The sequence below is a fragment of the Prevotella sp. P6B1 genome (assembly GCF_000702825.1).
Taxonomy (GTDB): domain Bacteria; phylum Bacteroidota; class Bacteroidia; order Bacteroidales; family Bacteroidaceae; genus Prevotella.
The window spans coordinates 134,362-157,882 of record NZ_JNKF01000011.1 but is presented as its reverse complement, the minus strand read 5'-3'; the positions used below and the strand labels follow the sequence as shown (position 1 = coordinate 157,882).

The following is a 23,521-nucleotide window of genomic DNA, read 5'->3' as shown; positions in this document are numbered from 1 at the left end:
TTTGTAGCAAAAATACGTACTATTTTCTAGTCTACCAAATAATCATGCCAGAATTTAAAAAGATTAACAGTTACAAAGGACATACTCTGAACCTCCTTACCTTGCCTTTACCTTGCCTTTACCTACGCTTTACCTACAAAAACAAAAAGTGTTAAGTAAAAAGTATAAGCATTTTATTTTGTATTATGCGTTTTAAATCGTATCTTTGCAACCATGATACAGAATCATCGCATTACCGAGGGCTATATGCCTTTTATGGACCATCAGACCTACTACAGGATAGTGGGCGAGCCATCAGAGAAGACACCATTGTTGCTGCTTCACGGCGGATTCTGGGACAGTCGTGGGGCGCCATGCAGGCCATCGCCTATGTGATAGACCAGCAGCCCGAGGGGGTTGAGTCGTTGATTCTCTCGTCGGGACACGCCTCAAGTTCACTCTGGGCCAGTGAGCAGCACCGGCTCATCAAGTATCTGTCGGCCGAAGACCAGGAGGCCATTCAACGGGCAGAATTTCGTGGATGCCCATGAAGCGTATTGCAAGGTACTCAACTCATGGCTCAATCATTTTGATTAAGTTATTATTCGTACCAGTAATAATACCAATAAGTTCCGAAGTATTCTTCCTGCATCTTACCCTTCTGTTCCATCTTCTTAGGATACTTGGCACGCAGCTCACGGAAGTTATCGTAGTCTTCATCCATCACAGGATGGTGATATACAGCTACAGGATGGGCGCGCAGATGAGTGTAAAGCACCAAGGCCTCACGGTAATGCTTGGGCAGACTGTCGTTCAGCGGATAGTATTTTCCCACCTCACGGGCAAAGGTATCTATCTCCTTGTCAATCAGATAGCCTGTCAGCAGATAGTCGTTCACCACCTTATGAGGCAACGAGTCCTTCTGTGCAAGATGATGCTGCACCAGTTTCAGGTAGTGCATCGGCTCCATCGGGTGAGCAGGAAAAGCCCCAATAAACTGGTAGATGCGTTCCTTTGGATATAATAATAAGGTAGCACGCCCATCGGTTGGGAGAATCGTCTTACTGTCACCAACCACCTTATACTCAAAGAACTTCTCACCCAGCGCATCGCGATGAGCCAAGGCCAGCATACGGAGCATCACCAGATTGGAGTCACACTCCAGGGATTCCAGTCCAGCATCAAGCGCGCCATCCACATCGTCTTCAAGCAGACAGCGTTCTGCCTGCATACGGTAATGGAAAACCGCATTGGTATTGCCAATGCCAGCTGTTATCATCATCTGAAACACCATGATGACCATATTCAACCACATGGTATGCGAGAACACGCTGGGATTCGACTCATCATCGAGTTCCTGCAACTTATTAGCCAAAAAGGCCACCCCTCCCCAAGCTATTAGCACCAGAATGGCCAGCCATCCTGAGAAGTCGTGGTTAATGCTGCCATCAGGTGTAGGCATGATATTGGTAAGCATACCCAATAACAGCATCGACGGGAAGAAAGTAAGCGCGTAGAAACTCTTGTTGATTCGTGTAAACTTATGAATCAGGTGCTGCAGCAAGTATAGCACAATAGTAATAACGATAGTACCCACCCAGCGGTTGTAATGGGTAAGTCCACCACTAAGAACATGCTGCGCCATAGCCAGCAGGTCGCTCTGGAAGAAGAACAGCCAGCACCACGAGAAGAGGATAAAAACGATAGCGCACACAACGCGTATGGTCATGGCGCTACCTTCTTGTTTCTTTTTCTTATAATACATATTTAAATTTTCTTCAATACAACGGCTGAACGAGCCGGAATGTAGAGTTTAAGCCACTCCTTATGATCCGACACATAAAGCGGATCGTAGTTGGTGAAGTGGGTAACGGTGTCGTCGGCAAAGCCATTTCCACCGAAGTCTTTCGAATCGGTATTGAGCACTACCTTGTACGATCCTGTGGGCACAAGGAATCCGTAGTCGGTATAGCTGCGTGTGGGCGAGAAATTGAACACGAACACCAGATTGCCACGCATAAAGCAGAGCACCTGATCGCCATCATCATGCCAGATTTCTGTCACAGGCGTATTCTGGAAGTTGCGTACGCTCTTGATGACCTTCAGCATCTCGCGGTCGAAATCGCCCAACCAATGGTAGCAGAGGTCCTTATTATCGACCAGATTCCACTGGCGACGCGCATACTTATAGCTCCACCCGTTTCCTTCACGTGGGAAGTCAATCCACTCAGGATGTCCGAACTCATTACCCATGAAGTTCAGGTAGCCGCCATTGATAGCAGCTATGGTAACCAATCGGATCATCTTATGCAGAGCGATACCACGCTGGGCAATATCGTTCACGTCTTTCTTGGCAAAGTGCCAGTACATATCAGCATCGATCAGGCGGAAGATGATGGTCTTGTCGCCCACGAGTGCCTGGTCATGGCTCTCGCAATATGATATGGTCTTCTCGTCAGGACGGCGATTCTTAACCTCCCAGAAGATAGAGCATACATTGATATCCTCATCGCGCACCTCTTTGATGGTCTTAATCCAGTAATCGGGAATGTTCATCGCCATGCGGTAGTCGAAGCCATAGCCACCGTCCTCGAACTTGGCAGCAAGACCAGGCATACCTGATACCTCCTCAGCAATAGTGATAGCATCAGGATTCACCTCGTGTATCAGCTTGTTGGCCAGGGTGAGATAGCAGATGGCATTGTCGTCCTCATGTCCATTGAAGTAATCGCCATAGCCACCAAAGGCCTCACCCAATCCGTGCGAGTAATAAAGCATAGAGGTAACACCATCGAAGCGGAAACCGTCGAATTTGAACTCCTCAAGCCAATACTTACAGTTTGACAGCAGGAAGTGCAGCACCTCGTCCTTACCATAATCGAAGCAGAGCGAATCCCAGGCTGGGTGCTCATGACGATCGCCAGGATAGAAGAACTGGTTAGGGTCGCCAGCCAGATTACCCAAGCCCTCAACCTCATTCTTCACAGCATGCGAATGAACGATATCCATAATCACAGCTACGCCGTTCTTGTGGGCCGTATCAATGAGTTCCTTCAGTTCCTCAGGCGTGCCAAAACGGCTTGATGGGGCAAAGAACGAAGAAACGTGATAGCCAAACGAGCCATAATAGGGATGCTCCTGGATAGCCATCACCTGGATGCAGTTATAACCATCCTTGATGACGCGTGGCAATACGTTGTCCTTGAATTCCTTATAAGAACCAACCTTCTCAGCATCCTGTCCCATACCTACATGGCACTCATAGATGAGCAGCGGATTCTTCTTGGGCTTGAAGTTCTTTTTCTTGAACTCGTATTTCACCTCAGGATTCCATACCTGAGCAGAGAATATCTTGGTATTATCGTCCTGAACCACACGACGGCACCAGGCAGGAATGCGTTCGCCTTCTCCCCCATTCCATTTCACCTTCATCTTATAAAGCTGACCGTGCTTCAAGGCTTTCTCGCTGAGTTTCAACTCCCAGTTGCCTGTACCGGCAATACGCTTGCAACGGTACTTCTCGTCCTCCTGCCAGTTGTTGAAGTCGCCAATCAGATAGATGTCTGTAGCGTTAGGTGCCCACTCACGGAACACCCAGCCCTTGGCCAACTTATGGAGTCCGAAATAAAGATGACCCGAAGCAAACTGGCTCAGGGATTTCTTGCCATTTTGTGTCAACTGGTTCAGCTTCCATACCGCATGATCATGACGGCCACGGATAGCTCCTTCAAAAGGCTCCAACCAAGAATCGTTACGAACCAATCCGATATGTTCTGGTTCTACAGGCTTTGTTTTCTTTGCAACGGCTTTCTTAGCCGTAGTTACCTTCTTGGTTGCAGGCTTCTTGACAGATTGTTTCTTTGTTTCCATAGTGTTTTATGTTTTTTGTTATGCTTTTATTACTTACGCCTTCACCTTGAAGATGGCTTTCCTGATTTCCGGTTGCTCAGAAATACAAGGTGCATGACCATCCTGAGGGAAGAAAATCACCATCTGACCAGGCTTTACCGTCACATAGGTCTGCGACTTTGTCTCGCCATATTTCGTGATATCCTTCTCGGCATTGTACTCAAAGTCGGGCAGATCGCCCAACGGTGTATAACCGAAAGTCTCCTCGCCCGAGATGGGAATCTGGATATCAATCATATCTCTATGCGTCTCGAGCACAGCAGCCTCTTGGCTCTTGCCTTTGGCCACCTGCAGATTCAGGAACAAATCCTTATCCTTGATAGGGTATTTGCCCGTCTCCATGGTCTGGAGATCGTTATTTTCCAAAAACGCTACCACATCAGCAAACAAGGGGTTAAGCGATGTGTACTTGCTCAGATTTTCAATTGTATCAATAATCATACTCAGTAAATATTTAAGTTGTTTGTTACTTTGTTTGTCTTCTTCCACGGGTATAGATGCCTTGAGCGGTCACCTTACCATTTCGGTCCTTCTCCACGAAATGGCCATCACGCACATCATCTACATAAGTACCCTCGAAACGTTTTCCGTCCTTATCCTCCTCAATGGCAGCACCATTACGTCGGCCATTCTTGAAAGCACCTTTGAACTTAGAGCCATCGGCAAAACGAACAATACACTCGCCATTGGGCTGTCCAGCCTTAAAGGATCCCTCTACGGTATCACCGCATTTCTTGGTCAGCTTGCCGCGCCCCTCCTGTTTGTCGGCTTTCCACATGCCCACATAGGTATCGCCGTTCTTCCATACAAAGGTGCCCTGCCCCTGCTTGTCGCCCTTGAAGAACTGTCCGGTGTACTGATCGCCATTCGCATACTTGAAGATGCCCTGACCAGTACGCTCACCTTTCACATAATCGCCTTCATAGACATCGCCGTTCTGGAACTTATAGATGCCACGTCCGTTCATCTCGTCATCAGTCCAAGGACCAATATACACATCTCCACCAGCGTACTTGAAAGTACCCTTACCCGAGCGCATATTCTCTTTCCAATCGCCATCGTAAACAGAGCCGTCGCCCCAATCGTACATGCCCTTACCGCTCTTCTTGTCGTTCAGCCAGTAGCCTTTATAGAAAGCGCCACTTGCGAATGTATAGACGCCATAGCCCGAACGGCGGTCCTGTTTCCATTCGCCATCGTACTTATCACCATTATAATAGTACATAATGCCGTGCCCCTGCTGATAATCGCGGAACCAGAGGCCATCATAGCGGTTATTATTCTGGAAATAATAGGTTCCCTTACCATGCTGCTGATCCTGAAACCATTCGCCTTCGTACTTCTCGCCATCAAAAAAAGAGTAAATACCAAATCCCTGGCGCTTGCCTTTCACATATTCGCCCTCATACCAGTTACCGTTCTTATACACGGTCTTACCCTTACCATGAGGTTTACCCATTACCATTTCTCCCTGATAATCTCCGCCATCCTTTGTTGCGGCCGAACCGAGTGTTATCTTCTGTGCATCTGCTGTAAATGGCAGAATCAATGAAAGTGCAATAATCGAAATTCTATTTATATTCATTTGTAAAAACATCCTATTTTAGAGTGCAAATTTAAATAAAATAATCGAGGTGCGCAAATTACTTACCAATATATTAATATAATTTTTCACTTTTCACTTTTCACTTTTCACTTTTTATTCGTACCTTTGCACCCGTTATGAAGTTTATGGCTATTATTCCTGCCCGTTATGCTTCTACAAGATATCCGGGCAAGCCGCTTGCAATACTGGGCGGAAAAACAGTGATTCAAAGAGTTTACGAGCAGGTTAAGAGCGTGCTCGAAGAAGTATATGTAGCTACCGACGACCAGCGTATTTTCGATGCTGTGACAGCTTTCGGTGGAAAAGCCGTGATGACACGTGCCGACCACAAGAGTGGTACCGACCGCATTGAAGAGGCAGCCGAGAAAATAGGTTCCGACGCCGATGTCATTATCAATGTGCAGGGCGATGAGCCTTTCATCCAGCCCTCACAGATAGAGACGCTGATGCACCTCTTCGATGCCCCCGAGACTCAGATTGGCACATTAGGCAAGCAGTTCGAGTCGATCGAAGCCATCGAGAACCCCAACTCCCCCAAGATTGTAACTGATAATCGTGGATTTGCCCTCTACTTCAGTCGCAGTGTCATTCCTTATATCCGAGGCAAGGAGCGCAACGAGTGGTTTGGCGAATATCCCTTCCTCAAGCACTTAGGCATATACGCTTACCGTCGTGAAGTACTGGCCGAGGTAACGAAACTGCCCCAGAGCAGTCTGGAAAAAGCAGAGAGCCTGGAGCAGTTAAGATGGTTACAGAATGGCTATCGCATCCGTGTAGGTATGACCGATATCGAAACAGTAGGTATCGACACCCCCGAGGATTTAGCGAGAGCCGAAGCATTCCTACTGGAGCATCTGGCGTAACAGATCCTTCTGACGCTCAGTCAGATTTGTCGGAAGTTTTACTTGATAGGTAATGATGAGATCGCCAAAAGTCCCATCGCCCCTATCGTACCCCTTACCACGCAGTCGGACCTTGGTGCCTGGCTGCGTTTCGGGTTTAATCTTCAACTTCAGTTTCTGCCCGTTCGACAGCGTCACAATCACCTCTCCACCCAGCATGGCTGTGTAAAGATCTATCGTCACGTTCGCATTCATCTCGCCACTATGGGTGCGCGCCTGATGCGTGCCACCAAAACCCTGGAAACCGCCAAAGCCGCCACCCTGCCTGCCTTTACGTCCGAACAGGTCTTCGAAGAACGACGAGAATCCGCCGCCCCCCTGGAAGCTACTGAAGTCGAACCCACCAAACGGGTTACCACCACCCTGACCACCGCCAAAGCCCTGGAACTGTTCTGCTTCACGCCATTTCTCACCGTACTGGTCGTACTTCTTACGCTTTTCGGGGTCACCAATCACATCATACGCCTCCTGCAAGGCCTGGAACTTAGCCTGAGCCTTGGGGTCGTCAGGGTGCAAATCAGGATGAAACTGCTTGGCACGTTTCAGGTAAGCCTTCTTCACATCCTTCTGCGGAATCGTCTTATCAACGCCTAAAATCTTGTAATAATCAATAAATGCCATAATCAAATCCTCCTCTTTCTTTTTCCGGGTTTCCAGCAAAAAATGTGCCAGACAAACACCAAATAAACAGTTAAATATTTGGACATATCAACTAAATTATGTAATTTTGCACACAAAATTAAAAGCATTTTCATGAAAAGTATTCCAGTTATACTGATTTCTGCACTATTTGCAGTAATGCCCATCGAGGCAAAGAACACAAAAACCATCAAGCTCAAGGTCATTGAGACAAGTGATGTTCATGGTCATTTCTTCCCCTACGACTTCATGGAGAAGAAGCCCATCAGGGGCACACTCACCCGCGCCAATTCATATATCAAGCAACAGCGCAAGAAGTACGGCAGCGACCACTTCCTGCTGATCGACAACGGCGACATCCTGCAAGGCCAGCCTTGTGTCTATTGGTCGAACTACGTGATGCCTGAGAATGAGAACATCGCAGCTACAGTCATCAATTACATGAAGTACGATGCCGAGACCGTGGGCAATCATGACATTGAACCAGGCCACAAGGTTTACGACAAGTGGATTCGCGAGGTGCGCTGTCCGCTGTTAGGTGCCAACATCGTCAAAGAGGAATATAAAAATGCAGAGGCACGGCCAGAGCATATCTACAACGGCCTGAAGCCCTACTCGGTGCACTACAAGGACGGTGTCAAGATTGTGGTGATCGGCATGATCACCCCTGCCATTCCCAACTGGCTGAACAAGTCGATCTGGAAGGGATTAGAGTTTGAAGAGATGACAGCCTGCGCCAAGAAATGGGTGAAGTACGTGAAAGAGACGGAGAAGCCCGACCTGATTTTCGGTCTGTTCCACTCGGGTCTGAATGGCGGTATCAAGACTGCCGAATACGAGGAAGACGCCACCGAGTCGGTAGCCCGCGAGGTACCAGGCTTCGATATCATCTTCTTTGGCCACGACCATCAGGTCCACAACATGTGGATTACCAACAAGGCAGGCGAGAAAGTGCTGTGCATCGACCCTTCGTGCTACGTGGCCAATGTAGCCGAAGCCGAGATTAAGCTGACCTACGAGGAAGGCCGCCTGGTAAAGAAAGACATCAAGGGCAACATTGTCAGCGTGCTCGACGAGAAGATTGACAAGCAGATGCTGAAGGACTTCCAGCCCACCATCGACGAGGTGAAGAACTATGTCAACCAGAAGATCGGCTACTTCAAGAACCCTATCTACACCCGCGAGAGTTTCTTTGGCAATTCAGCCTTTACCGATCTGATTCACAACCTGCAGATGAGCATCTCGAAGGCCGACATCTCGTTTAACGCCCCCTTGGCTTTCGATACCACTATCGATGCTGGCGAGGTGACCCAGGCCGACATGTTCAAGCTCTATCGCTTTGAGAATCTGCTGTTCGTACTCAAGATGACTGGCGAGGAAGTAAGGAAGCATCTGGAGTTCTCGTACGACATGTGGAGCAACACCATGACCTCGCCCAACGACCACGCCCTGCGCCTGAACGACGACTCAAAGGAAGACCAGCAACGTACTGGTTTCCAATATTATACATTTAACTTCGACTCAGCTTGCGGTATCGATTACGAGGTTGACCTGACCAAGCCCGACGGACAGAAAGTAAGGATACTCCGCATGTCGAACGGCGAGCCGTTTGATGAGAAGAAATGGTATAAGGTAGTGATGAACAGCTATCGTGCCAACGGTGGTGGTGAGTTGCTGACACGTGGTGCCGGCATCCCCCAGGATTCGCTCGAGAGCCGCGTGCTCTTCCATACCGATCTGGACCAGCGCCACTATCTGACAGAAGAGATTAAACGTCTGGGAACAATCAACCCCCAAAAGAACAACAACTGGAAATTCGTGCCCGAGGCATGGGTAAAACCCGCCCTTGAGCGAGACCGTAAACAACTGTTTGGAAAATGAAACAACATTATTTCGTATTCTGCAAAGAAGACTTATTGTTAGAAAAAACCGCTGATGGCAACTATACCATCCCCTTTCAGGAAGAACCACCCACCGAGGTAAAACCATGGACCAACGTGATGAGCGTGACGCCACTGGACGGTATCGAGGTAAAGACCTATAAAATTGACAGCCCCGTATGCGACAATCCCCGCTACGAGATGTGCGGCCTGCGCCAATCGTACTATAAGCTCGAGAAGTCGCTCTACCAGAAGGCAGGCAAATGCCAGGAGCTGCTTTACTGGGATGCCAACACCAAGTTCTGTGGTGTTTGCGGTGCCCCTATGAAGATGTCGACAGATATCTCAAAGAAATGCACAGAGTGCGGCAAGGAGGTATGGCCCCAGTTAGCCACAGCAGTCATTGTGCTGATACATAGGGGCGACGAGGTGTTGCTGGTACGCGCCAAGAACTTCCGCACGGATTTCTACGGTCTGGTGGCGGGCTTTGTAGAGACAGGCGAGACCCTCGAAGAGGCAGTAGCCCGCGAGGCATTCGAAGAAACAGGCGTCAGGATTACCAACATCCGCTACTTCGGCTCTCAGCCCTGGCCCTACCCCTGCGGACTGATGGTAGGATTCAATGCCGACTATGTATCAGGCGACATCCACCTACAGGCCAGCGAAATAGCCAAGGGCGGCTGGTTCCGTAAGGACAACCTGCCTACTATTCCCGAAAAATTATCGATTGCAAGAATGCTGCTCGATGCGTGGTTAGACGAAAAAGCTTAGTACTCTAACAACTTCATCGACGCAACACCCGTATAACTGATGGCCGACTCTACTATGTAGCAGCTTGCGCCATCAGGCATGCACAGTGTGGCATTGAAATGTAAGCCATCGGCGTCGATATGGCTGAACGCCATATTGGCAAAGATGGCATCCTGGAGGAACGATTCGGGCACCATTCCTTTATACTGCTGCTTACGGAAATCGCTCGAGAACAACTTGCGCGAGCCCTGGAAAACGCTCACATTCATGATATTGTCGTAATACACGTTTTCCACCTCAAGTCCGTCTTCATTAAACGTACGTTTGGTGACCTTATACTTGGTGGGGTTGATGGCGATATACCAATGATAGCGATTGCCGTTATAGCTTACCACCGAGTCGATCTTCACCTGATGCGTGTATGTCAGGACACTGGGCGCCTCTGTTTCCACATCATCATCGCTATTCTCACTCTTCTGCAGCTTCAGCAAGTCGCCGTTCTGATTGTGAAACCAGAACAGATGCTCTGTGCGCTTAACGATACCATAGGCAGTGCCCGATGCCAGATAGAGCGAGTCGCCGTGGATACGGAAATAGGAAGGCATACTGGTAGCATCGGCATAGTAGATGGTATCGCCCTTCACACGGAAGGTCGCATCGCCACTCTCCTCGTCGATCCAGGTACCCTGCAGCATCGCCTTGGCCTCCTTGTCATCAAGCAACGACGATGAGTTGTTCTGGTTACAAGCCACCAGAACACCCATCATCATCGATATCGTTAACAGTTTCTTCATTTACTTACCTATGCAATGATACTCAAAGCCGTTCTCGTCGAGCTCCTCGATGTCGAAGATGTTACGGCCATCGATAACCAGCGGACGCTTCATTGCCTTCTTGATCACGCCCCAGCCTGGCAGGCGGAATTCCTTCCACTCAGTGAGCAGCAGCAGGGCATCAGCGTCGAGCACCACATCGTACATGTCGCGGCAGTAAGTCACAGTCTCGCCGATACGACGCTTACACTCGTTCATGGCAATAGGGTCGTACACGCGCACGTTACAGCCAGCCTCGAGCAGCTTACCGATCATCACGAGGGCAGTCGATTCACGCATATCGTCAGTCTCAGGCTTGAACGAGAGTCCCCACATGGCAATGGTCTTGCCCTTCAGGGCCTCTTCGCTGCCGAATGCCTTCACCAGCTTCTCAAAGAGCACGCTCTTCTGCTTTTCGTTCACACGCTCCACAGCCTTCAGCACCTCCATCGAGTAGCCGTTCTGGTCGGCAGTCTTAATCAGCGCCTTCACGTCCTTGGGGAAGCACGATCCGCCATAACCGCAACCAGCATAGAGGAACTTACGTCCGATACGCGTATCCGATCCGATACCAGCACGCACCATATTCACGTCGGCACCCACGCGTTCACACAGGTTGGCGATATCGTTCATAAACGAGATACGTGTAGCCAGCATCGAGTTAGCGGCATATTTAGTCATCTCGGCCGATGGGATATCCATGAAGATCACACGGAAGTTATTGATCATAAAGGGCTTATAGAGCTTGGTCATCACCTTTCTGGCCTTCTCGCTCTCCACGCCAACCACTACGCGGTCAGGACTCATAAAGTCCTTGATGGCGTTACCCTCCTTCAGGAACTCCGGGTTCGAAGCCACGTCGAACTCAATGTCCACGCCACGCTTCTCCAGCTCTTCCTCGATGGCCTTGCGCACCTTCTTGGCAGTACCCACGGGCACCGTACTCTTGGTAACCACCACTACATACTTCTTCAGGTTCTGTCCGATGGTCTTAGCCACCTGGAGCACATATTTCAGATCGGCCGAGCCATCCTCATCGGGAGGAGTGCCCACAGCCGAGAATACAATCTCCACATCATCCAGCACAGAGGCCAGATCAGTTGTAAACTTCAGTCGGCCAGCAGCCACATTCTTCTTAACAAGTTCGTCAAGTCCTGGTTCATAGATGGGTATCTCACCGTTTTTCAGACGCTCAATCTTGTTCTCATCTACATCTACACAAGTGACATTTGCACCCGTATCAGCAAAACATGTTCCTGATACTAAACCTACATATCCGGTTCCTACAATAGCAATATTCATAACGTTAACTAGAAAATTTTGTGCAAAGGTACATTAAAATTTTAATTTTCCAAGCATTTTAAGTATCTTTTATTTGTTTATGTCGAAAAAATACAGTAATTTTGCACCCGTGATTGAATTGAACAGACATATTGAAATACTGTTGCTCAACAACGACTGCGTGATAGTTCCCGGCTTGGGTGGCTTCATGGCGCACCATGTTGAAGCAAGATACGTGGAAGACGAGCAGGTCTTCCTCCCCCCTCTCCGTACATTAGGTTTCAACCCTCAGCTTAAGATCAACGATTCACTCCTGGCCCAGTCGTACATCGAGGCTTACGACATCAGCTACCCCGAAGCCATCCAGCGCATCGAGGAAGAGGTGAACGAGATGCAGCAGATACTGCAGAGCGAAGGTCGCTACGAACTTAATAATATAGGTATATTAGAGCTGAACGAGGATGGCAACTATGTGTTCACCCCCTGCGAGGCCGGTATCCTCACCCCCAGCCTCTATGGTCTCAACTCGTTCGAGATGAAGCTGCTGAGCAACCTCAGCAAGCCCCAGCCTCAGGAGCAAGAAGTAGTAGCCGAAGAGAAGGCCGTTAAGCCCGAGTCGGAGGTTAACAGCGTGCTCCAGCAGAATCTGGTCGATATCAACGAGGACGACAACGATGTGGTTCGCATCAAGTTCACCTGGATCCGCAATGCCGTAGCCGTAGCAGCCATCCTGCTGGCGGTATTCTTCATCGCCATGCCTACCGGCAAGACCGATCTGATGAAGAGCACCATCAACAATCTGAACAATCAGCTGCTGTTTGGCATGATGACCTCGAAGGACACCAACACCAGCGCCATCGACTTCAAGCGCAAGGATGCCCAGAAGCCAGCCGTCAAGACTGCCGAGGCCATACTCGATACCATCAAGCCCGCCACGTCGGCCCAGGCAGCCAAGCCCGTTGCCGTCAAGGCCGATAGCGCCCGCGAAGGCTATTGCATCGTACTGGCGAGCCATGTCAACAAGCACAATGCCGAGGATTTCATCAACCGTCTGGCCAAACGCGGCTACAAGGGAGCTGAAATCTATGTCCATAAGAACGTAACCCGCATCGTCTATGGTCACTTCATGAATCAGGCCGATGCCTACAACCAGCTCCACAAGCTAACCAAGGAGAAGGAGCTGGAGGAGTCATGGGTTTACAAATATAACGAGAAGAGCGAATAAATGAAGAGAGTACGCTGCCCCAAGTGCGACCAGTACATCACGTTCGACGAGACCAAGTACGAAGCAGGTCAGTCGTTGGTATTCAAGTGCCCCGATTGTGGCAAGGAGTTCGGCATCCGTATCGGTGTGAGCAAGCTCCGTGAGCGCCAGAAGGACGAGAACCCCGACGAGCAGGCCAACGAGCAGGGCTGCGGTTCGATTGTGGTCATCGAGAATGTGTTCCACTACAAGCAGGTCATCCCCCTGAAGATGGGCGACAATGTGATAGGTCGCTATCAGAAGGGCAATCCCGCCAACACCGCCTTCGAGACAGTCGATCCCAGCGTCGATCTCAATCACTGCACCATCACCGTGAGCCGCGATAAGAAAGGCGGTCTGCGCTACACGCTGAAGGACAACAACAGCAATACCGGCACCTTTATCGACAATGTAGAGCTCACCCCCAAGGAGCGTCGCATCATCAGCGATGGCACCCTCTTCACCCTCGGCGCCACCTCTATCATCCTCCGCACTTCCAACGAGGACGAATAGCAGAAACCCCTTTTTTTTCACATAATGCCCCCAGCGCCGTCAACCGCCAGCCCTGGATAGTACGCGTGGTTGAGGATCAGCAGCAGAGCAGCCCAACGCCAAGCCCCGCAATGCCGAAAAGGTGAAGTTCATCAAGTAAGCAGAAATCTTATCTTACGCCTGTTGCCTGAAGGCCTGACCGCAAAGTGCAGCCAGATGGCGCCACGGTCCTCTCGCTTCTAACTCATAATAACATATTTGATAAACACCAGTATCAGCATCATGAAGGAAAAGGCGAAAGCCCAATATTTACTGGCGCACTTTAGCAATGCGGTCGAAAAATGCATCTGCTCGTTGGATGTGGCATACTGAATTAAGACAACTGCCATAGTGAACAACAATGCTACATAGAATGCGCTGCCTACCGGTGGATTGGGCGTACAGGACACTCTTCGGGTATGACCTCAATCTATGATTGAAATCATAGCCGATTTCGAAGGGATTTCTATTTGAGGAAATCCTTTCGCATCGGCGTGAAGGTGTCGATAAGAATGCCTGCTTCCAAACAGACACAGCCATGTGGCAGGTTGGGAGCTACATAATAACCATCGCCAGCTTTGAGAGTCTTCTTTTCGTCGCCGATAGATACTTCGAAGCATCCGCTTGCCACGTAGGTACTCTGGGTATGGGGATGCTGATGGAGAGGGCCTACTACTCCCTTCTCGCACTTCACTTTAACCATCATCAAATGTTCGTCGTATGCCATAATCTGGCGAACGACGCCCTCGCCGACATTTTCCCATTGGATGTCAGAGGCAATCTGGTAGGAATCGCTATTCTTCTTCATGATTAAAACTTTAGCGTGAATTCATCCTTGATGTCTTTGTTCTCAACTTCGTAAGTCAGATTCTGACTGAGAGTGTTCTTATTTTCGTTTTCGGGCATTTCAACTGATACCCTTGCATATTCTTGATTCATATATCTCGTGCTATTTATTATACATTATTCTTATCGGGGGCAAAGGTACAAAAAAATGGGTAACCCCCACACTGAATTACCCAACATTTTTAATTAAAAGCACGAGGTTTACTTAAAACACATTTTCAAATGAATCAAATGTCCGGTAAACAACATTATTCAAAAATCATCATCTTCTTCGGCTGCTGCACTTCCTTTAAGTCTGTCAGACATGGCAGCTATGAGAGCATCAGCGTTCTTGCGAAGATTGTTAATTAGATCTTCTATTCGGTCAGCTCTTTTTTTACCAGACTTCTCTTTTACATCTAGAACTTCATTAATATTATATGTCTTTTTCACTCCGTTATGCAAATAAATGCCTGTAATGGTTGGCACATTTACTGTTATTTGTGCTTTACCGTCTTTGCATCTCACTTTTAGGGAGAAGTTTGCATATCTTTCCCAACCACTCATCATAAATTTCTTAAAGCCTAAATAATAGGTTCCTTTGTAGATGATTGTATGAGTCTCTTGGTTTTGGTAATCTAAACCAGCCTTTGCTTTACCGTCTGGGCCGCTCCATTCTGACAAGGCAATCATAGCACGATCATAAAGTGTTGCTGCTGTAGCTCCAGATACTTCTACAACTTCTTTACGTTCGTATTCACCTTTATCGTTCAGTTCGATGTCTTGTGGACTAGCGGAGATGGCCGCAAGAAACAACACTGTGGTAATTAAAATATGCTTCATACTTATACGTTTTATGATTATTATCAATTATTTCTTTATGTTTTTGGCATAGGCAACTATGCTTTGAGCTAATTCAACTTCTTTGGTAGTGAACCCTATAGCTATGAGATTTTCTGCAAAATCTTCTTCTGTTATATCTTCAAGCCATACCAATAACTTCTCGCATAGCTCTTCGTTGCCTTCTTCCATCAGTGCAATATTCCATTTTAATGCACCTGTAGTTTCTGCTTTTGAACTCATAGCAAGTGCCATCCCCATTGTTTGAGGATATCTTTTACATGCTATAGCAAGTTTTTGAGACATTAGGACTGTCGCTACAGGGATTTTTGATTTATAATCTACTAATCTCTTTGCTATGGAAATTTCATTGTTATTGAAACCGATTTCTAATAATTTGTTCGAGAAGTTTTTTCCATGCACATCACTAAGATATACAACAAATTTATCACAGGTTTTATCACTACCCTTTTCCAATAAAAAAAGACTAGCATTATATTGATTGTCGTTTTGGATATTATTACATCTTACCAATGACATTCCCATTGTTTTGGGATATTTTCTACAAGCCTTGGCTAACTTTTGCCCCATAGTAACTGTAATTACTGGCTTTTTTGTGGTATTATTAGACTGTTTCTGAGCAGTTTGGGACATGACGCCAGCGGGCAGAAGAATTGTCAATAAAAGGATCAATAGATTTCTCATACAAAAGTAGATTTAGTTAGACTTTATTCTGCAAATATACAATAAATTTCTAAAAATCTAATTTTCTTATATATATTTAACGCAAAAGATAAGTATGGATTGAAAAAAATTGGGTGAACCTCACGGCTGACCCAATATTTCTAACTAATAAGCACGAGATTTTACTGAAAACGCTTTTTCAGATAAATAATTATAAGACACGTAACAACAATATATATGAAGAACACGTAGTGATTTGGGCTTGTGGCGGGGGCAGATTTCTGCTTGGTGGCCGATTTGAGATTCTGGGACTGGGTGGCTATGGCCACGCTGTCCTTCAAATCGGTGGCGATGACGGACTGTAAACGACAGTCAGGTAAAACTGCCAGTGAATGGATACGTGAGCATTGGCGGCGTTCAGCGGTGATTTAATCTCTACTTCAATTTGATGATGTCCGACCAGCGTGTGGTGGGGTTCGGACTTTTGAAATCGTGCTTGATGGCGTTGGCGAAGACGTTTGCCTTTCCTTAAATATTCTCAATTTTTTGTGCAAAGTTACTCATAAATCATCATAAATCTTCAGAATTTCCTATTTTTGCAACAAAGTTTAATAATATAGACCGTAAAGAAGGAGTTTATATGCGAATAAAAAATGTAACTATGCTTTGCCTCGCCATGATGCTCGTGGCTTGTGGACAGCAGACAAAACAAAATGAAACGTCAATGGAGTTTACAGACCAAGTAAAAGAGGCTTTTGCCAACAATGGTTGCATAGCGTTGGATAGCCTTCAGTGGACCAGAAAGCCTAAGGCTTTTGAGGTGAAGAGTGATACTATCATTATCACCACAACCCCCAAGACTGACCTATGGCAGCGCACCTACTATCATTTTCAGAATGACAATGCCCCTGTGCTACAGATGAAAACCCGCGAGAAGTTTTTCAGCTTTGTGGTCAAGACCGACTTTACGGAAAGTCATCATCGTTTTGATCAGTGCGGTGTCGTGATGTACCTTGACTCAGAAAACTGGCTGAAGGGCTCTGTGGAATATGAGAATGACGAGTACCAGCACTTGGGCAGCGTAGTTACCAATAAGGGCTACAGCGATTGGGCAACTCAGGCAATCCCTGCCGATGTAAAAACCATGTGGTATCGCTTTTCACGCCGTGAAGATGATTACTGCATCGAGTGTTCAACCGACGGTGTGACTTTCAGTCAGATGCGCATCTGCCACATGTATGCCGGTGCAGACGAAATCAGTTTCGGTGTTTATGCCTGCTCGCCAGAGGAGTCCTCGTTTACGGCAAAGTTCACCGACATGAAGATAACTGAGTGTGCATGGAAAGCCCACGATGGTCAGCAACCAGACAAGTAAGTTCCAAATTGGTGTGGAAATATGACGAACACTTGATACAACCAATATGTGTTCGCACTTGCAGCAGAAGTTGTTTGAGGTGGATGGTGTCTATCATCCGTTGTGGGTGGTCATGCAGGACGATGCTGAGGTGACGGCAGTTGTCCGTTCACGTCAGCTTCATATCTATCGTAATGGCAAGAAGGTGTTGGTGCTGGCTGGCAAAGCTGCGCCAAAGATTATCAGGGAAGATAAACTTTGTGAGATGCTTTGATTTTCAATGATGGTAGCAGCGGTAGTTGTCATCGAGGGATTTGGCTACAAGGCCGGTGAATTCTTGGCCGATGTTATCGGCTAGGAAATCGCGGAGGTTTAGGACTGAGGCGTAATATTTCTTGCTGAACCATGGCTTGGCTACTCTTTTCTTTTCGCGGCCGATGTCGCCGTTAATAGAATCACCATGAGATTCCCTGTAATTCCCTAAATATGTCTCGTCGCCAAGTAGCGACGATAATAGTTTATCAATTAACTGCTTTTGGAGTCCAATTGTTAAAGAAACGTAGCACTTTTTCCTGGTTTATAGCCCTTACCTTCTTCAAGGAAACTTGAATCTTGAAGATGGATAACCTGGCCTTCATGATTAAGTACTACAAACACGGGGAAGCCGAAACGTCCGGCATTATTGAGTCTTTGCATCAGTGCCTTAGCTTGTTCGGCCTTTTCAACACCCTCGGACTTACGAGGATTGTAGTTGACATGGATATACACAAAATTCTCGCCTATCACCTTACTGATTGTGGAGTCGTTTGTGATAAAGTCTGCAAAACGTAAGCACCAAGGACACCAGTTACCGCCCACCTGGCAAATAACATACTTTCCCTCAGACTTTGCTTTCACTACAGCCTGATCAATCTGGTCAAGCGGATTAATACTCTCGTCGTATACTTTCTTCAAAGCCGTCTGTGCATTCAATGTCATCGTCATGCAGATAGCGGCCAATAGGCTTAAAAACGTTCTTTTCATATGAATCTTTTTAGTTATGTTTAATTTCTGCTGCAAAGATAACAAAATAATCGTGAACAATCCTAAACTGGGCATGGGAAATCCCTAAACTTGAGTAGGAATTTCCCAGAATACCATATTTGTGCGATGCGAAATACTATCGGCATGGTATTTCATATATCCAAATTTCGGCGTACCTTTGCAGCAATTACTTTTGCTGTTTGAATAAATTATTGAATGGAAAGATCTATGGAACACGAGTTTACTCGCTTCGCTAGTCGAAGAACGAAAGAATCCAATTATGGCCGTCAGTACAAGGAGTACACAGGTCAAGAAGAAGGCAGAAATGCTAAGATAGGCGTTCAGGTGCTCGGTGGAGAGCTCTGGTACAATTAACGCAGTTCCACAACCCGTATGAAAGGCAGCCGAAACGCTGCCTGTTTTTTTTGTGCAAAAAAAAGGAATCATATATTACTATGAGATTCCCTGTGGTTTCAGACTTCCTATAGCTTTCTGTTGGCATATTGCTGTATGCACTCAGGTACGATGCGGGTATATGTCTCGTCGCCCAGTAGTGTTGACGTCAGCAACATATCCGCAGTAGTACGATTAGTAGCAAATGCAATATTGTAAAGCGATGCCAGTCGACTAAGGGCTGATACATCGTTCTGATGTCCCTGTACAGCGAGGTTATCGCAGAAGAATATCAGCATGTCAATCTTACCCTCAGCCAGCATAGCACCAATCTGCTGGTCGCCTCCTAATGGGCCGCTCAGCAGTCGTGTCACCTTACCCTCGAACGGGTGTTCTGTACCTTCTTCTGTACCGAATTTAAGTTCGCTAATCAGTTTACCTGTAGTGCCTGTAGCGTAAAGATGATGCTTTGAAAGTAGGTCGGCATTGAAGCGGACCCAATCCAGCAGTTCATTCTTACGTGAATCGTGTGCAACGAGTGCAATGTTAAGTGTTTCTTTCATAATAACTCCTTTCTTAAAATTAAACAATCTTCTTACCTTATCTAATACCTTTTCGGTATGTTATCCGCTGCAAAAGTAGGTATTTCTGCTTAGTATGATAACGAAATGACAATCTTTCTAAGCAGGAAACAGGTATTTCTTGGTTTAAGTCAAAGGTTTGATATAAAGCAAGGGAGCGGCATCACTGGAATGATGCTGCTCCCTACGATGATACATTATTTTATGTTGATGGCCAAATGATTTCATAGAAAACTGAAAAAGGCCTGTCATCGCGACAGGCCTATTGAAAGTTAATGTTGGCGGCTCCAATCCCATCCACGCAGCATGGCGAAGTAATCTAGGGCGGTGGTGCCGGTTTCTTGTATCGCCATGGCGGCAGCTACAGCCATCCAGCGGGCGGGCTGATCGCCGGGGATGCCTATCGGCTCATCAGGGGCGATGCCGGTGAGTTTACTCACGTTGGCGATATAGGCCTTGGTGTTGTTTTCATTCGGCGGGGCCCATTTCTGGATAATGGATCTGATGGTAAAGAGTCGGTACGTGTGGTAGTAGGTACGCGTAAGCAGCCAGAAAGCTGCCCGCCAGCCGTACTCCATCGACTCAAACTGACAGAATGCTGCGTCAGTCTGCTGGGCCCTGAGGCCCTTCCACTTATCCTTACTACGTCGGATATTCAGTGGGTTATTGTTTCTAATTCCTCTTGGTAACATTTCTTTTTTTCTTATTAATGTTTAATGGTGTACTATGTGGGAATGCGATGCTGTAAGCGGCATCGAGTTCAGAGAGTTTGGGCTTCCCTACCTTCATGGTTATCAGAGCCCTCAAAAATTCGCGGTGCTTGCGTGGATAGAACTTAGGCGGTGGGAGCTCGTCCCAGCCGGTCTGCTCGCACTCAATACACACATGCCAAATAAAGTCATCGGTGGCCTCGCCGCCAAACCATAATTTCATCACGCTGCGGATGCAGAATCGTTTATACTGACCTCGCAAGAGGCGCCTTGTGCGCTCCAGCCATAGCCAGAGCTGCACAAAGCATGCTTGGTTATTTTGAATCTCCATAATCCTTAGTGACATTTGACATTCATGACAATCATGACAATCATGACACGCTTCCAAGCAACTTTCTGTACTGGGCAGGGCCGGTCTGGGTTATCAGCCCCTGCTTTCTCCAGTTTTTCAGCATCTGGTGTACTTGATTGCGCGACACTCCTGCCCCATTCACACTCACACTATGCTGTAATGCCATATCGAGGCTGAAGTCAAAATCCAACCGCTCGTAAATCGAATCGTTTTTCCCTTGACGGCGGCGCTCGTTACCTCCAATGTAGTTACGACTGCGAAAAGCGTTTTCTATTCGTTCACGGAAAAAGTAGAGCGCGTTGTCAAGCAGCGAGTCAGCAATCACATCGTAGATATCGAGCATGGCCGGTGTCTGCACCTTGAGCAGCATATCGCGCCACAAGTCGGGATGCTGTTTCAGCTGAGTTTCTGCGCCCACGAGTCCGTGCTTCTGTATCAGCTGTTCGCACACCTTGCAGAGCATGATGCAGCACACCATGCGCTGGGTGGTGACACAGGTACGGAATCGCTCGCGAGCCTTTACACGATCGTCGTTCATCATCGACTCCAGACGAATGCGCTCCAGCCACTCGCGACCTCTGGCTTCGAGTTTGGGCAGCACTACCTCGCCCGTCATTAGTGGCAGCAAATGCGCTATCTGCTGAATACGCTCCGCTTGTCGCGAAGAGAGTATATCGGGTTTATCCCCTAATGGCGTATAGGTATTATCGGGCGTCTGAGCCAAGGCTATACGACTCTGAAATCCGTCGGTGTAGTTGGTCACCACGCGATACAGCGCATCGGGCGTACCGCACATCGTAACGTTCCACAGCAGATGCTTGATATGCACATTCACAGCCTCGGCGCTGCGGGCCTCACGGTCGTAACGCGAGCCATCGTAACTCTGGCGCAGCATCACAGAAAAATCACTCATGCTCGACTTCCACTTCTGCGCCACGATATCAGCTTCGGGTGTAAACGAGAAGGCGTGCTTACCCTCAACATTAGCCAATCGCTCGGCCAGGTTGGCCACCGTCGTATTAAAGGTAATGTAGCGCACAGGCAGCTTGGGTTCTTCGGGCTGATTCTTCTGGTTCTTGGCCGCATTTTTCTTGCGTCGGAATTCGTCCTCCTGCTGGATATACATATCGTCGAGCGCCTGCACTTCGCTCATCCAGGCACCAATCACAGGGTCGATAGAGCCTTTGCCGCTGGCAAACTCACCAGTGATATAGGCTATCAGATTGAGTCCACGCATCTGACCGTGAACATCGAGCTTTACGCCCGTAGCCAACGCGCCGATGCAAGGACAGATAGCCGTTACTATCGGCATAGCCAACGCCGGACCCACTGCCGCAATGGAGTCCTTAATGCCCTGCGGCAGGCGCTTGAGATTCAACTCCCCTCCTGAGGAGGAGGGGTCAGGGGTGGTCTCATCAAGCTCTTCTTCCTCTTTAAAGGCATTCAGCGTATCGCGCAATCGCTGGGGAAATCCCTCGTACTTCGATGCTAAGGCGTTACGAATCTTCTGGCGTTTCTCCTCGATGGGGAATCCGTCGTAACAGGGGATGACCTGGTCGAGCCAGTCAAAGTTTTTACCGCAGATGTGCCGCAGGTCGCTGGCCAGCTGAAACGTGAGTGTATCCCTATCGCCCTCGGTAGGCTCAAACCCCTTGTTGTTCACCTCCCAGTATTTGTGGATAATTGCCTCAAATGGAATCCCGTGGTACGCCGTGGGATACTGCTTCCGTTGTTCATTAGGTTCAGCCGAATTCCCCTCCTTCGCTCGGCTCTGCCGCTTGGCTTGTCCAAGAATGAGTAAGGAGGGGGCAGGGGTGGTTTGATTAGCTGCGGTCATATCAAACAACTCATCGTCCAGAAAAAGCAGCTCATCCGCATCAGCAGTTGTTGTGAAAAAGACTCTCGTAATATCCTTAGCCTTATCATCAAAAGCCACGCCGAGCAGTTCGCTGGCCCACTGCAGATTTTCCTCTTGCGAGAGGTCTTCGTGGCGACGAAACACCAGATGAAAGCCTTTGGTGGCCGAACGCTCTAGCATCAGCAAGCCAAGCTCATCACGCTTCGACAATACCAACTCGGGCACTCCGGCCATCTGCTTCGCCAGCCAAGCCTGCTGCTCTTGGGCAGAAAGATCTTTAGGCGCTTTGAAGTCGATATCCATACCTACCGACTTAGAAGCCGTTTTCGAACCCTTCAGCGAGCCATCATCATTGGGCAGACAGCTGTAATTAAACTGCACCAGCTGGTGTTTCTGCTCCTCGCTACCCTTGCGCACGGCCTGCAGCACCAGGCGCTGCCTCTCCGAATCGCGCAGCTGCAAGTATTCCTCTCTGTTATGGATGGGGCGCATAAACTTTGCGCCCCCATCCTTTTGGTAAACAAAGTGGCAACTCATCCCAATGCCTCCTTTTCAAATATCATCTTCAGCACCTTCCGCGATATATTGCCAGCCTGCTGCACCAGCTTCTGCGGCAACTCAGGAAGGCTGTCATCGTCCATAGTAAACACGAAGTAATATTTATGGTTCTGTCCGTGTGATAACGAGCAGTTATCATCGCGGAATATCGGTTTGTTTTTGTGCCGTTTAGGTTTCTCGGTCATATACACATTCCCGTCGCGCATCCCTTGCACCTTGAAGATGCCTTGGAATGGCTCTGCCGCCACATCCTCGCAACACTCAAAGTCGAGTGTGCGCTCACCTGTTTCCAACTTGCCAAAGGCCATCAAGCCCTCAACCATTACCTGTTCTCCTAATAAGTTTGAATTTCTTGTTTTCATTTTTTTCTAAGTTTTAAGCGAGAAGAAGATCGGATTCTTTGGCCATTTACTCGAGAACATCCTCCTCACTCCAACTCAGAAATTAATTACAGTTTTACAATCTCGTTAGCTACAACATCCATAAACACTTGTCCGTTGTACTCGTGCGTCTGGAATCTCAAATCAGCAACCACAAGCTGATTCTCTGCCCATTCGATAGTCGCCAGATTCCCCAGCACTATCACCACATAGCAGTTGGCATACTTGCCACCCAGCTCTTGCAGAACCAGCGTACGCTTCTGCAGCACGCCGATCTCGCTTTTCTCACTCTGTACGGAGGTCATCACTCCGCACTTCTTAACTCTAAAAATTTTACTTTCCATTTTGTTTAAAAATTTAATATTAATAATGTACGCGTAAAAACGCGCGTTAACTATTCTCAAATTCATCTGTGTATCAAAATGTCAATC

General features: G+C 47.8%; 27 protein-coding genes and 1 pseudogene. 9 read left to right on the top strand and 19 right to left on the bottom strand.

Annotated features, from left to right (window positions below):
* Positions 1-185: 185 nt before the first annotated feature.
* On the top strand, positions 186-530 hold the full coding sequence (locus T495_RS0104695; protein WP_033147796.1) for a hypothetical protein: 345 nt from the start codon (positions 186-188) through the stop codon (positions 528-530).
* Positions 531-580: 50 nt separating this feature from the next.
* On the opposite strand, the gene T495_RS0104690 is transcribed toward T495_RS0104695, so the two are convergent.
* From T495_RS0104690 to T495_RS0104675, 4 genes are read right to left on the bottom strand one after another with little or no spacing between them, the layout of a single operon-like run.
* Positions 581-1,744 carry a DUF6057 family protein gene (locus tag T495_RS0104690; RefSeq protein WP_028903556.1) on the bottom strand — a complete coding sequence of 388 codons (1,164 nt, stop codon included), beginning with the start codon at positions 1,742-1,744 and terminating at the stop codon, positions 581-583.
* A 2-nt stretch (positions 1,745-1,746) separates the two neighbouring features.
* On the bottom strand, positions 1,747-3,849 hold the full coding sequence (locus tag T495_RS0104685; protein WP_033147795.1) for an alpha amylase C-terminal domain-containing protein: 2,103 nt from the start codon (positions 3,847-3,849) through the stop codon (positions 1,747-1,749).
* A 33-nt stretch (positions 3,850-3,882) separates the two neighbouring features.
* Positions 3,883-4,329, bottom strand: coding sequence for a YhcH/YjgK/YiaL family protein (locus T495_RS0104680; RefSeq protein WP_033147794.1), 447 nt, complete (start codon positions 4,327-4,329; stop codon positions 3,883-3,885).
* Between the two features lie 25 nt (positions 4,330-4,354).
* A complete protein-coding gene (locus T495_RS0104675) occupies positions 4,355-5,473 on the bottom strand; it encodes a phosphatidylinositol-4-phosphate 5-kinase (protein WP_033147793.1) in 1,119 nt (372 codons plus the stop codon).
* Between the two features lie 137 nt (positions 5,474-5,610).
* Between T495_RS0104675 and kdsB the strand changes: the two genes are divergently transcribed.
* Complete coding sequence (gene kdsB / locus T495_RS0104670; protein ID WP_033147792.1) at positions 5,611-6,357, top strand: 3-deoxy-manno-octulosonate cytidylyltransferase; 747 nt, start codon at positions 5,611-5,613, stop codon at positions 6,355-6,357.
* Here kdsB and T495_RS0104665 read toward each other — a convergent pair.
* Positions 6,337-7,017, bottom strand: coding sequence for a DnaJ domain-containing protein (locus T495_RS0104665; protein ID WP_033148057.1), 681 nt, complete (start codon positions 7,015-7,017; stop codon positions 6,337-6,339). The genes kdsB and T495_RS0104665 overlap by 21 nt on opposite strands.
* Positions 7,018-7,149: 132 nt before the next feature.
* Here T495_RS0104665 and T495_RS0104660 point away from each other — a divergent pair, with 132 nt between their 5' ends.
* Together T495_RS0104660 and nudC are read left to right on the top strand one after the other, a co-directional pair.
* Complete coding sequence (locus T495_RS0104660) at positions 7,150-8,916, top strand: bifunctional UDP-sugar hydrolase/5'-nucleotidase (protein WP_028903550.1); 1,767 nt, start codon at positions 7,150-7,152, stop codon at positions 8,914-8,916.
* Positions 8,913-9,686, top strand: a complete 774-nt coding sequence (nudC, locus tag T495_RS0104655) for an NAD(+) diphosphatase (RefSeq protein WP_028903549.1) — start codon at positions 8,913-8,915, stop codon at positions 9,684-9,686. The genes T495_RS0104660 and nudC overlap by 4 nt, the downstream gene beginning before the upstream one ends.
* Here nudC and T495_RS0104650 read toward each other — a convergent pair.
* Both T495_RS0104650 and T495_RS0104645 read right to left on the bottom strand, forming a co-directional pair.
* The gene (locus T495_RS0104650) at positions 9,683-10,459 is read right to left on the bottom strand and encodes a DUF4738 domain-containing protein (RefSeq protein WP_028903548.1); all 777 of its coding nucleotides are present in this window, start codon (positions 10,457-10,459) and stop codon (positions 9,683-9,685) included. The genes nudC and T495_RS0104650 overlap by 4 nt on opposite strands.
* Positions 10,460-11,779 (bottom strand): UDP-glucose/GDP-mannose dehydrogenase family protein, encoded by a 1,320-nt coding sequence (locus tag T495_RS0104645; RefSeq protein WP_028903547.1) that lies wholly within the window; start codon positions 11,777-11,779, stop codon positions 10,460-10,462. It abuts the gene before it with no gap.
* A gap of 109 nt (positions 11,780-11,888) precedes the next feature.
* Between T495_RS0104645 and T495_RS0104640 the strand changes: the two genes are divergently transcribed.
* Both T495_RS0104640 and T495_RS0104635 read left to right on the top strand, forming a co-directional pair.
* Complete coding sequence (locus T495_RS0104640) at positions 11,889-12,983, top strand: SPOR domain-containing protein (RefSeq protein WP_028903546.1); 1,095 nt, start codon at positions 11,889-11,891, stop codon at positions 12,981-12,983.
* The gene (locus T495_RS0104635) at positions 12,984-13,514 is read left to right on the top strand and encodes an FHA domain-containing protein (protein ID WP_028903545.1); all 531 of its coding nucleotides are present in this window, start codon (positions 12,984-12,986) and stop codon (positions 13,512-13,514) included.
* Positions 13,515-13,998: 484 nt separating this feature from the next.
* On the opposite strand, the gene T495_RS0104630 is transcribed toward T495_RS0104635, so the two are convergent.
* The 5 genes and pseudogenes from T495_RS0104630 to T495_RS16325 form a co-directional block, all read right to left on the bottom strand.
* Complete coding sequence (locus tag T495_RS0104630) at positions 13,999-14,340, bottom strand: cupin domain-containing protein (protein WP_033147791.1); 342 nt, start codon at positions 14,338-14,340, stop codon at positions 13,999-14,001.
* 2 nt (positions 14,341-14,342) lie between these two features.
* Positions 14,343-14,471 (bottom strand): hypothetical protein, encoded by a 129-nt coding sequence (locus T495_RS16270; protein ID WP_255327033.1) that lies wholly within the window; start codon positions 14,469-14,471, stop codon positions 14,343-14,345.
* A gap of 159 nt (positions 14,472-14,630) precedes the next feature.
* Positions 14,631-15,200: a DUF4468 domain-containing protein gene (locus T495_RS0104625; protein ID WP_155950084.1), complete on the bottom strand. Its 570-nt coding sequence runs from the start codon at positions 15,198-15,200 to the stop codon at positions 14,631-14,633.
* Between the two features lie 27 nt (positions 15,201-15,227).
* Positions 15,228-15,902 (bottom strand): hypothetical protein, encoded by a 675-nt coding sequence (locus T495_RS0104620; RefSeq protein WP_028903541.1) that lies wholly within the window; start codon positions 15,900-15,902, stop codon positions 15,228-15,230.
* Positions 15,903-16,316: 414 nt separating this feature from the next.
* Positions 16,317-16,385, bottom strand: a pseudogene (locus T495_RS16325) (DUF4113 domain-containing protein); the annotation flags it as partial.
* A gap of 136 nt (positions 16,386-16,521) precedes the next feature.
* Between T495_RS16325 and T495_RS0104610 the strand changes: the two are divergent.
* A complete protein-coding gene (locus T495_RS0104610) occupies positions 16,522-17,256 on the top strand; it encodes a DUF1349 domain-containing protein (RefSeq protein WP_231480224.1) in 735 nt (244 codons plus the stop codon).
* Between the two features lie 46 nt (positions 17,257-17,302).
* Positions 17,303-17,509: a hypothetical protein gene (locus tag T495_RS0104605; RefSeq protein WP_028903538.1), complete on the top strand. Its 207-nt coding sequence runs from the start codon at positions 17,303-17,305 to the stop codon at positions 17,507-17,509.
* A 275-nt stretch (positions 17,510-17,784) separates the two neighbouring features.
* Here T495_RS0104605 and T495_RS14900 read toward each other — a convergent pair whose 3' ends face one another.
* Positions 17,785-18,258 (bottom strand): thioredoxin family protein, encoded by a 474-nt coding sequence (locus T495_RS14900; RefSeq protein WP_231480223.1) that lies wholly within the window; start codon positions 18,256-18,258, stop codon positions 17,785-17,787.
* A gap of 216 nt (positions 18,259-18,474) precedes the next feature.
* Here T495_RS14900 and T495_RS15800 point away from each other — a divergent pair, with 216 nt between their 5' ends.
* Positions 18,475-18,633 carry a hypothetical protein gene (locus T495_RS15800; protein WP_155993448.1) on the top strand — a complete coding sequence of 53 codons (159 nt, stop codon included), beginning with the start codon at positions 18,475-18,477 and terminating at the stop codon, positions 18,631-18,633.
* A 107-nt stretch (positions 18,634-18,740) separates the two neighbouring features.
* Here the strand turns inward: T495_RS15800 and T495_RS0104595 are convergent, their stop codons facing one another.
* From T495_RS0104595 to T495_RS0104570, 6 genes are all read right to left on the bottom strand, one after another.
* A complete protein-coding gene (locus tag T495_RS0104595; RefSeq protein WP_051523066.1) occupies positions 18,741-19,214 on the bottom strand; it encodes a methylglyoxal synthase in 474 nt (157 codons plus the stop codon).
* Positions 19,215-19,504: 290 nt separating this feature from the next.
* Positions 19,505-19,924, bottom strand: coding sequence for a hypothetical protein (locus tag T495_RS0104590; protein WP_033147790.1), 420 nt, complete (start codon positions 19,922-19,924; stop codon positions 19,505-19,507).
* Positions 19,905-20,273, bottom strand: a complete 369-nt coding sequence (locus T495_RS0104585; RefSeq protein ID WP_033147789.1) for a hypothetical protein — start codon at positions 20,271-20,273, stop codon at positions 19,905-19,907. The genes T495_RS0104590 and T495_RS0104585 overlap by 20 nt, the downstream gene beginning before the upstream one ends.
* A gap of 40 nt (positions 20,274-20,313) precedes the next feature.
* Positions 20,314-22,689, bottom strand: a complete 2,376-nt coding sequence (locus T495_RS0104580; RefSeq protein ID WP_033147788.1) for a DUF3987 domain-containing protein — start codon at positions 22,687-22,689, stop codon at positions 20,314-20,316.
* Positions 22,686-23,072, bottom strand: a complete 387-nt coding sequence (locus tag T495_RS0104575) for a hypothetical protein (RefSeq protein WP_155993446.1) — start codon at positions 23,070-23,072, stop codon at positions 22,686-22,688. Before T495_RS0104575 ends, T495_RS0104580 begins: the two co-directional genes overlap by 4 nt.
* 86 nt (positions 23,073-23,158) lie before the next feature.
* Complete coding sequence (locus tag T495_RS0104570) at positions 23,159-23,434, bottom strand: hypothetical protein (RefSeq protein WP_033147786.1); 276 nt, start codon at positions 23,432-23,434, stop codon at positions 23,159-23,161.
* Positions 23,435-23,521: the final 87 nt, after the last annotated feature.

Bases quoted from the DNA above. Each gene is read 5' to 3' on its own strand.
- T495_RS0104590 (WP_033147790.1), bottom strand. From the start codon at position 19,924: ATGTTACCAAGAGGAATTAGAAACAATAACCCACTGAATATCCGACGT.
- T495_RS0104620 (WP_028903541.1), bottom strand. From the start codon at position 15,902: ATGAGAAATCTATTGATCCTTTTATTGACAATTCTTCTGCCCGCTGGC.
- T495_RS0104650 (WP_028903548.1), bottom strand. From the start codon at position 10,459: ATGAAGAAACTGTTAACGATATCGATGATGATGGGTGTTCTGGTGGCT.
- T495_RS0104660 (WP_028903550.1), top strand. From the start codon at position 7,150: ATGAAAAGTATTCCAGTTATACTGATTTCTGCACTATTTGCAGTAATG.
- T495_RS14900 (WP_231480223.1), bottom strand. From the start codon at position 18,258: ATGAAAAGAACGTTTTTAAGCCTATTGGCCGCTATCTGCATGACGATG.
- T495_RS0104685 (WP_033147795.1), bottom strand. From the start codon at position 3,849: ATGGAAACAAAGAAACAATCTGTCAAGAAGCCTGCAACCAAGAAGGTA.
- T495_RS0104630 (WP_033147791.1), bottom strand. From the start codon at position 14,340: ATGAAGAAGAATAGCGATTCCTACCAGATTGCCTCTGACATCCAATGG.
- T495_RS0104610 (WP_231480224.1), top strand. From the start codon at position 16,522: ATGCGAATAAAAAATGTAACTATGCTTTGCCTCGCCATGATGCTCGTG.
- T495_RS0104665 (WP_033148057.1), bottom strand. From the start codon at position 7,017: ATGGCATTTATTGATTATTACAAGATTTTAGGCGTTGATAAGACGATT.
- T495_RS0104605 (WP_028903538.1), top strand. From the start codon at position 17,303: ATGTGTTCGCACTTGCAGCAGAAGTTGTTTGAGGTGGATGGTGTCTAT.
- kdsB (WP_033147792.1), top strand. From the start codon at position 5,611: ATGAAGTTTATGGCTATTATTCCTGCCCGTTATGCTTCTACAAGATAT.
- T495_RS0104570 (WP_033147786.1), bottom strand. From the start codon at position 23,434: ATGGAAAGTAAAATTTTTAGAGTTAAGAAGTGCGGAGTGATGACCTCC.
- T495_RS0104680 (WP_033147794.1), bottom strand. From the start codon at position 4,329: ATGATTATTGATACAATTGAAAATCTGAGCAAGTACACATCGCTTAAC.
- T495_RS0104635 (WP_028903545.1), top strand. From the start codon at position 12,984: ATGAAGAGAGTACGCTGCCCCAAGTGCGACCAGTACATCACGTTCGAC.
- T495_RS16270 (WP_255327033.1), bottom strand. From the start codon at position 14,471: ATGAATCAAGAATATGCAAGGGTATCAGTTGAAATGCCCGAAAACGAA.
- T495_RS0104625 (WP_155950084.1), bottom strand. From the start codon at position 15,200: ATGAAGCATATTTTAATTACCACAGTGTTGTTTCTTGCGGCCATCTCC.
- T495_RS0104595 (WP_051523066.1), bottom strand. From the start codon at position 19,214: ATGAAAGAAACACTTAACATTGCACTCGTTGCACACGATTCACGTAAG.
- T495_RS0104580 (WP_033147788.1), bottom strand. From the start codon at position 22,689: ATGAGTTGCCACTTTGTTTACCAAAAGGATGGGGGCGCAAAGTTTATG.
- nudC (WP_028903549.1), top strand. From the start codon at position 8,913: ATGAAACAACATTATTTCGTATTCTGCAAAGAAGACTTATTGTTAGAA.
- T495_RS15800 (WP_155993448.1), top strand. From the start codon at position 18,475: ATGGAAAGATCTATGGAACACGAGTTTACTCGCTTCGCTAGTCGAAGA.
- T495_RS0104695 (WP_033147796.1), top strand. From the start codon at position 186: ATGCGTTTTAAATCGTATCTTTGCAACCATGATACAGAATCATCGCAT.
- T495_RS0104675 (WP_033147793.1), bottom strand. From the start codon at position 5,473: ATGAATATAAATAGAATTTCGATTATTGCACTTTCATTGATTCTGCCA.
- T495_RS0104575 (WP_155993446.1), bottom strand. From the start codon at position 23,072: ATGAAAACAAGAAATTCAAACTTATTAGGAGAACAGGTAATGGTTGAG.
- T495_RS0104690 (WP_028903556.1), bottom strand. From the start codon at position 1,744: ATGTATTATAAGAAAAAGAAACAAGAAGGTAGCGCCATGACCATACGC.
- T495_RS0104585 (WP_033147789.1), bottom strand. From the start codon at position 20,273: ATGGAGATTCAAAATAACCAAGCATGCTTTGTGCAGCTCTGGCTATGG.
- T495_RS0104645 (WP_028903547.1), bottom strand. From the start codon at position 11,779: ATGAATATTGCTATTGTAGGAACCGGATATGTAGGTTTAGTATCAGGA.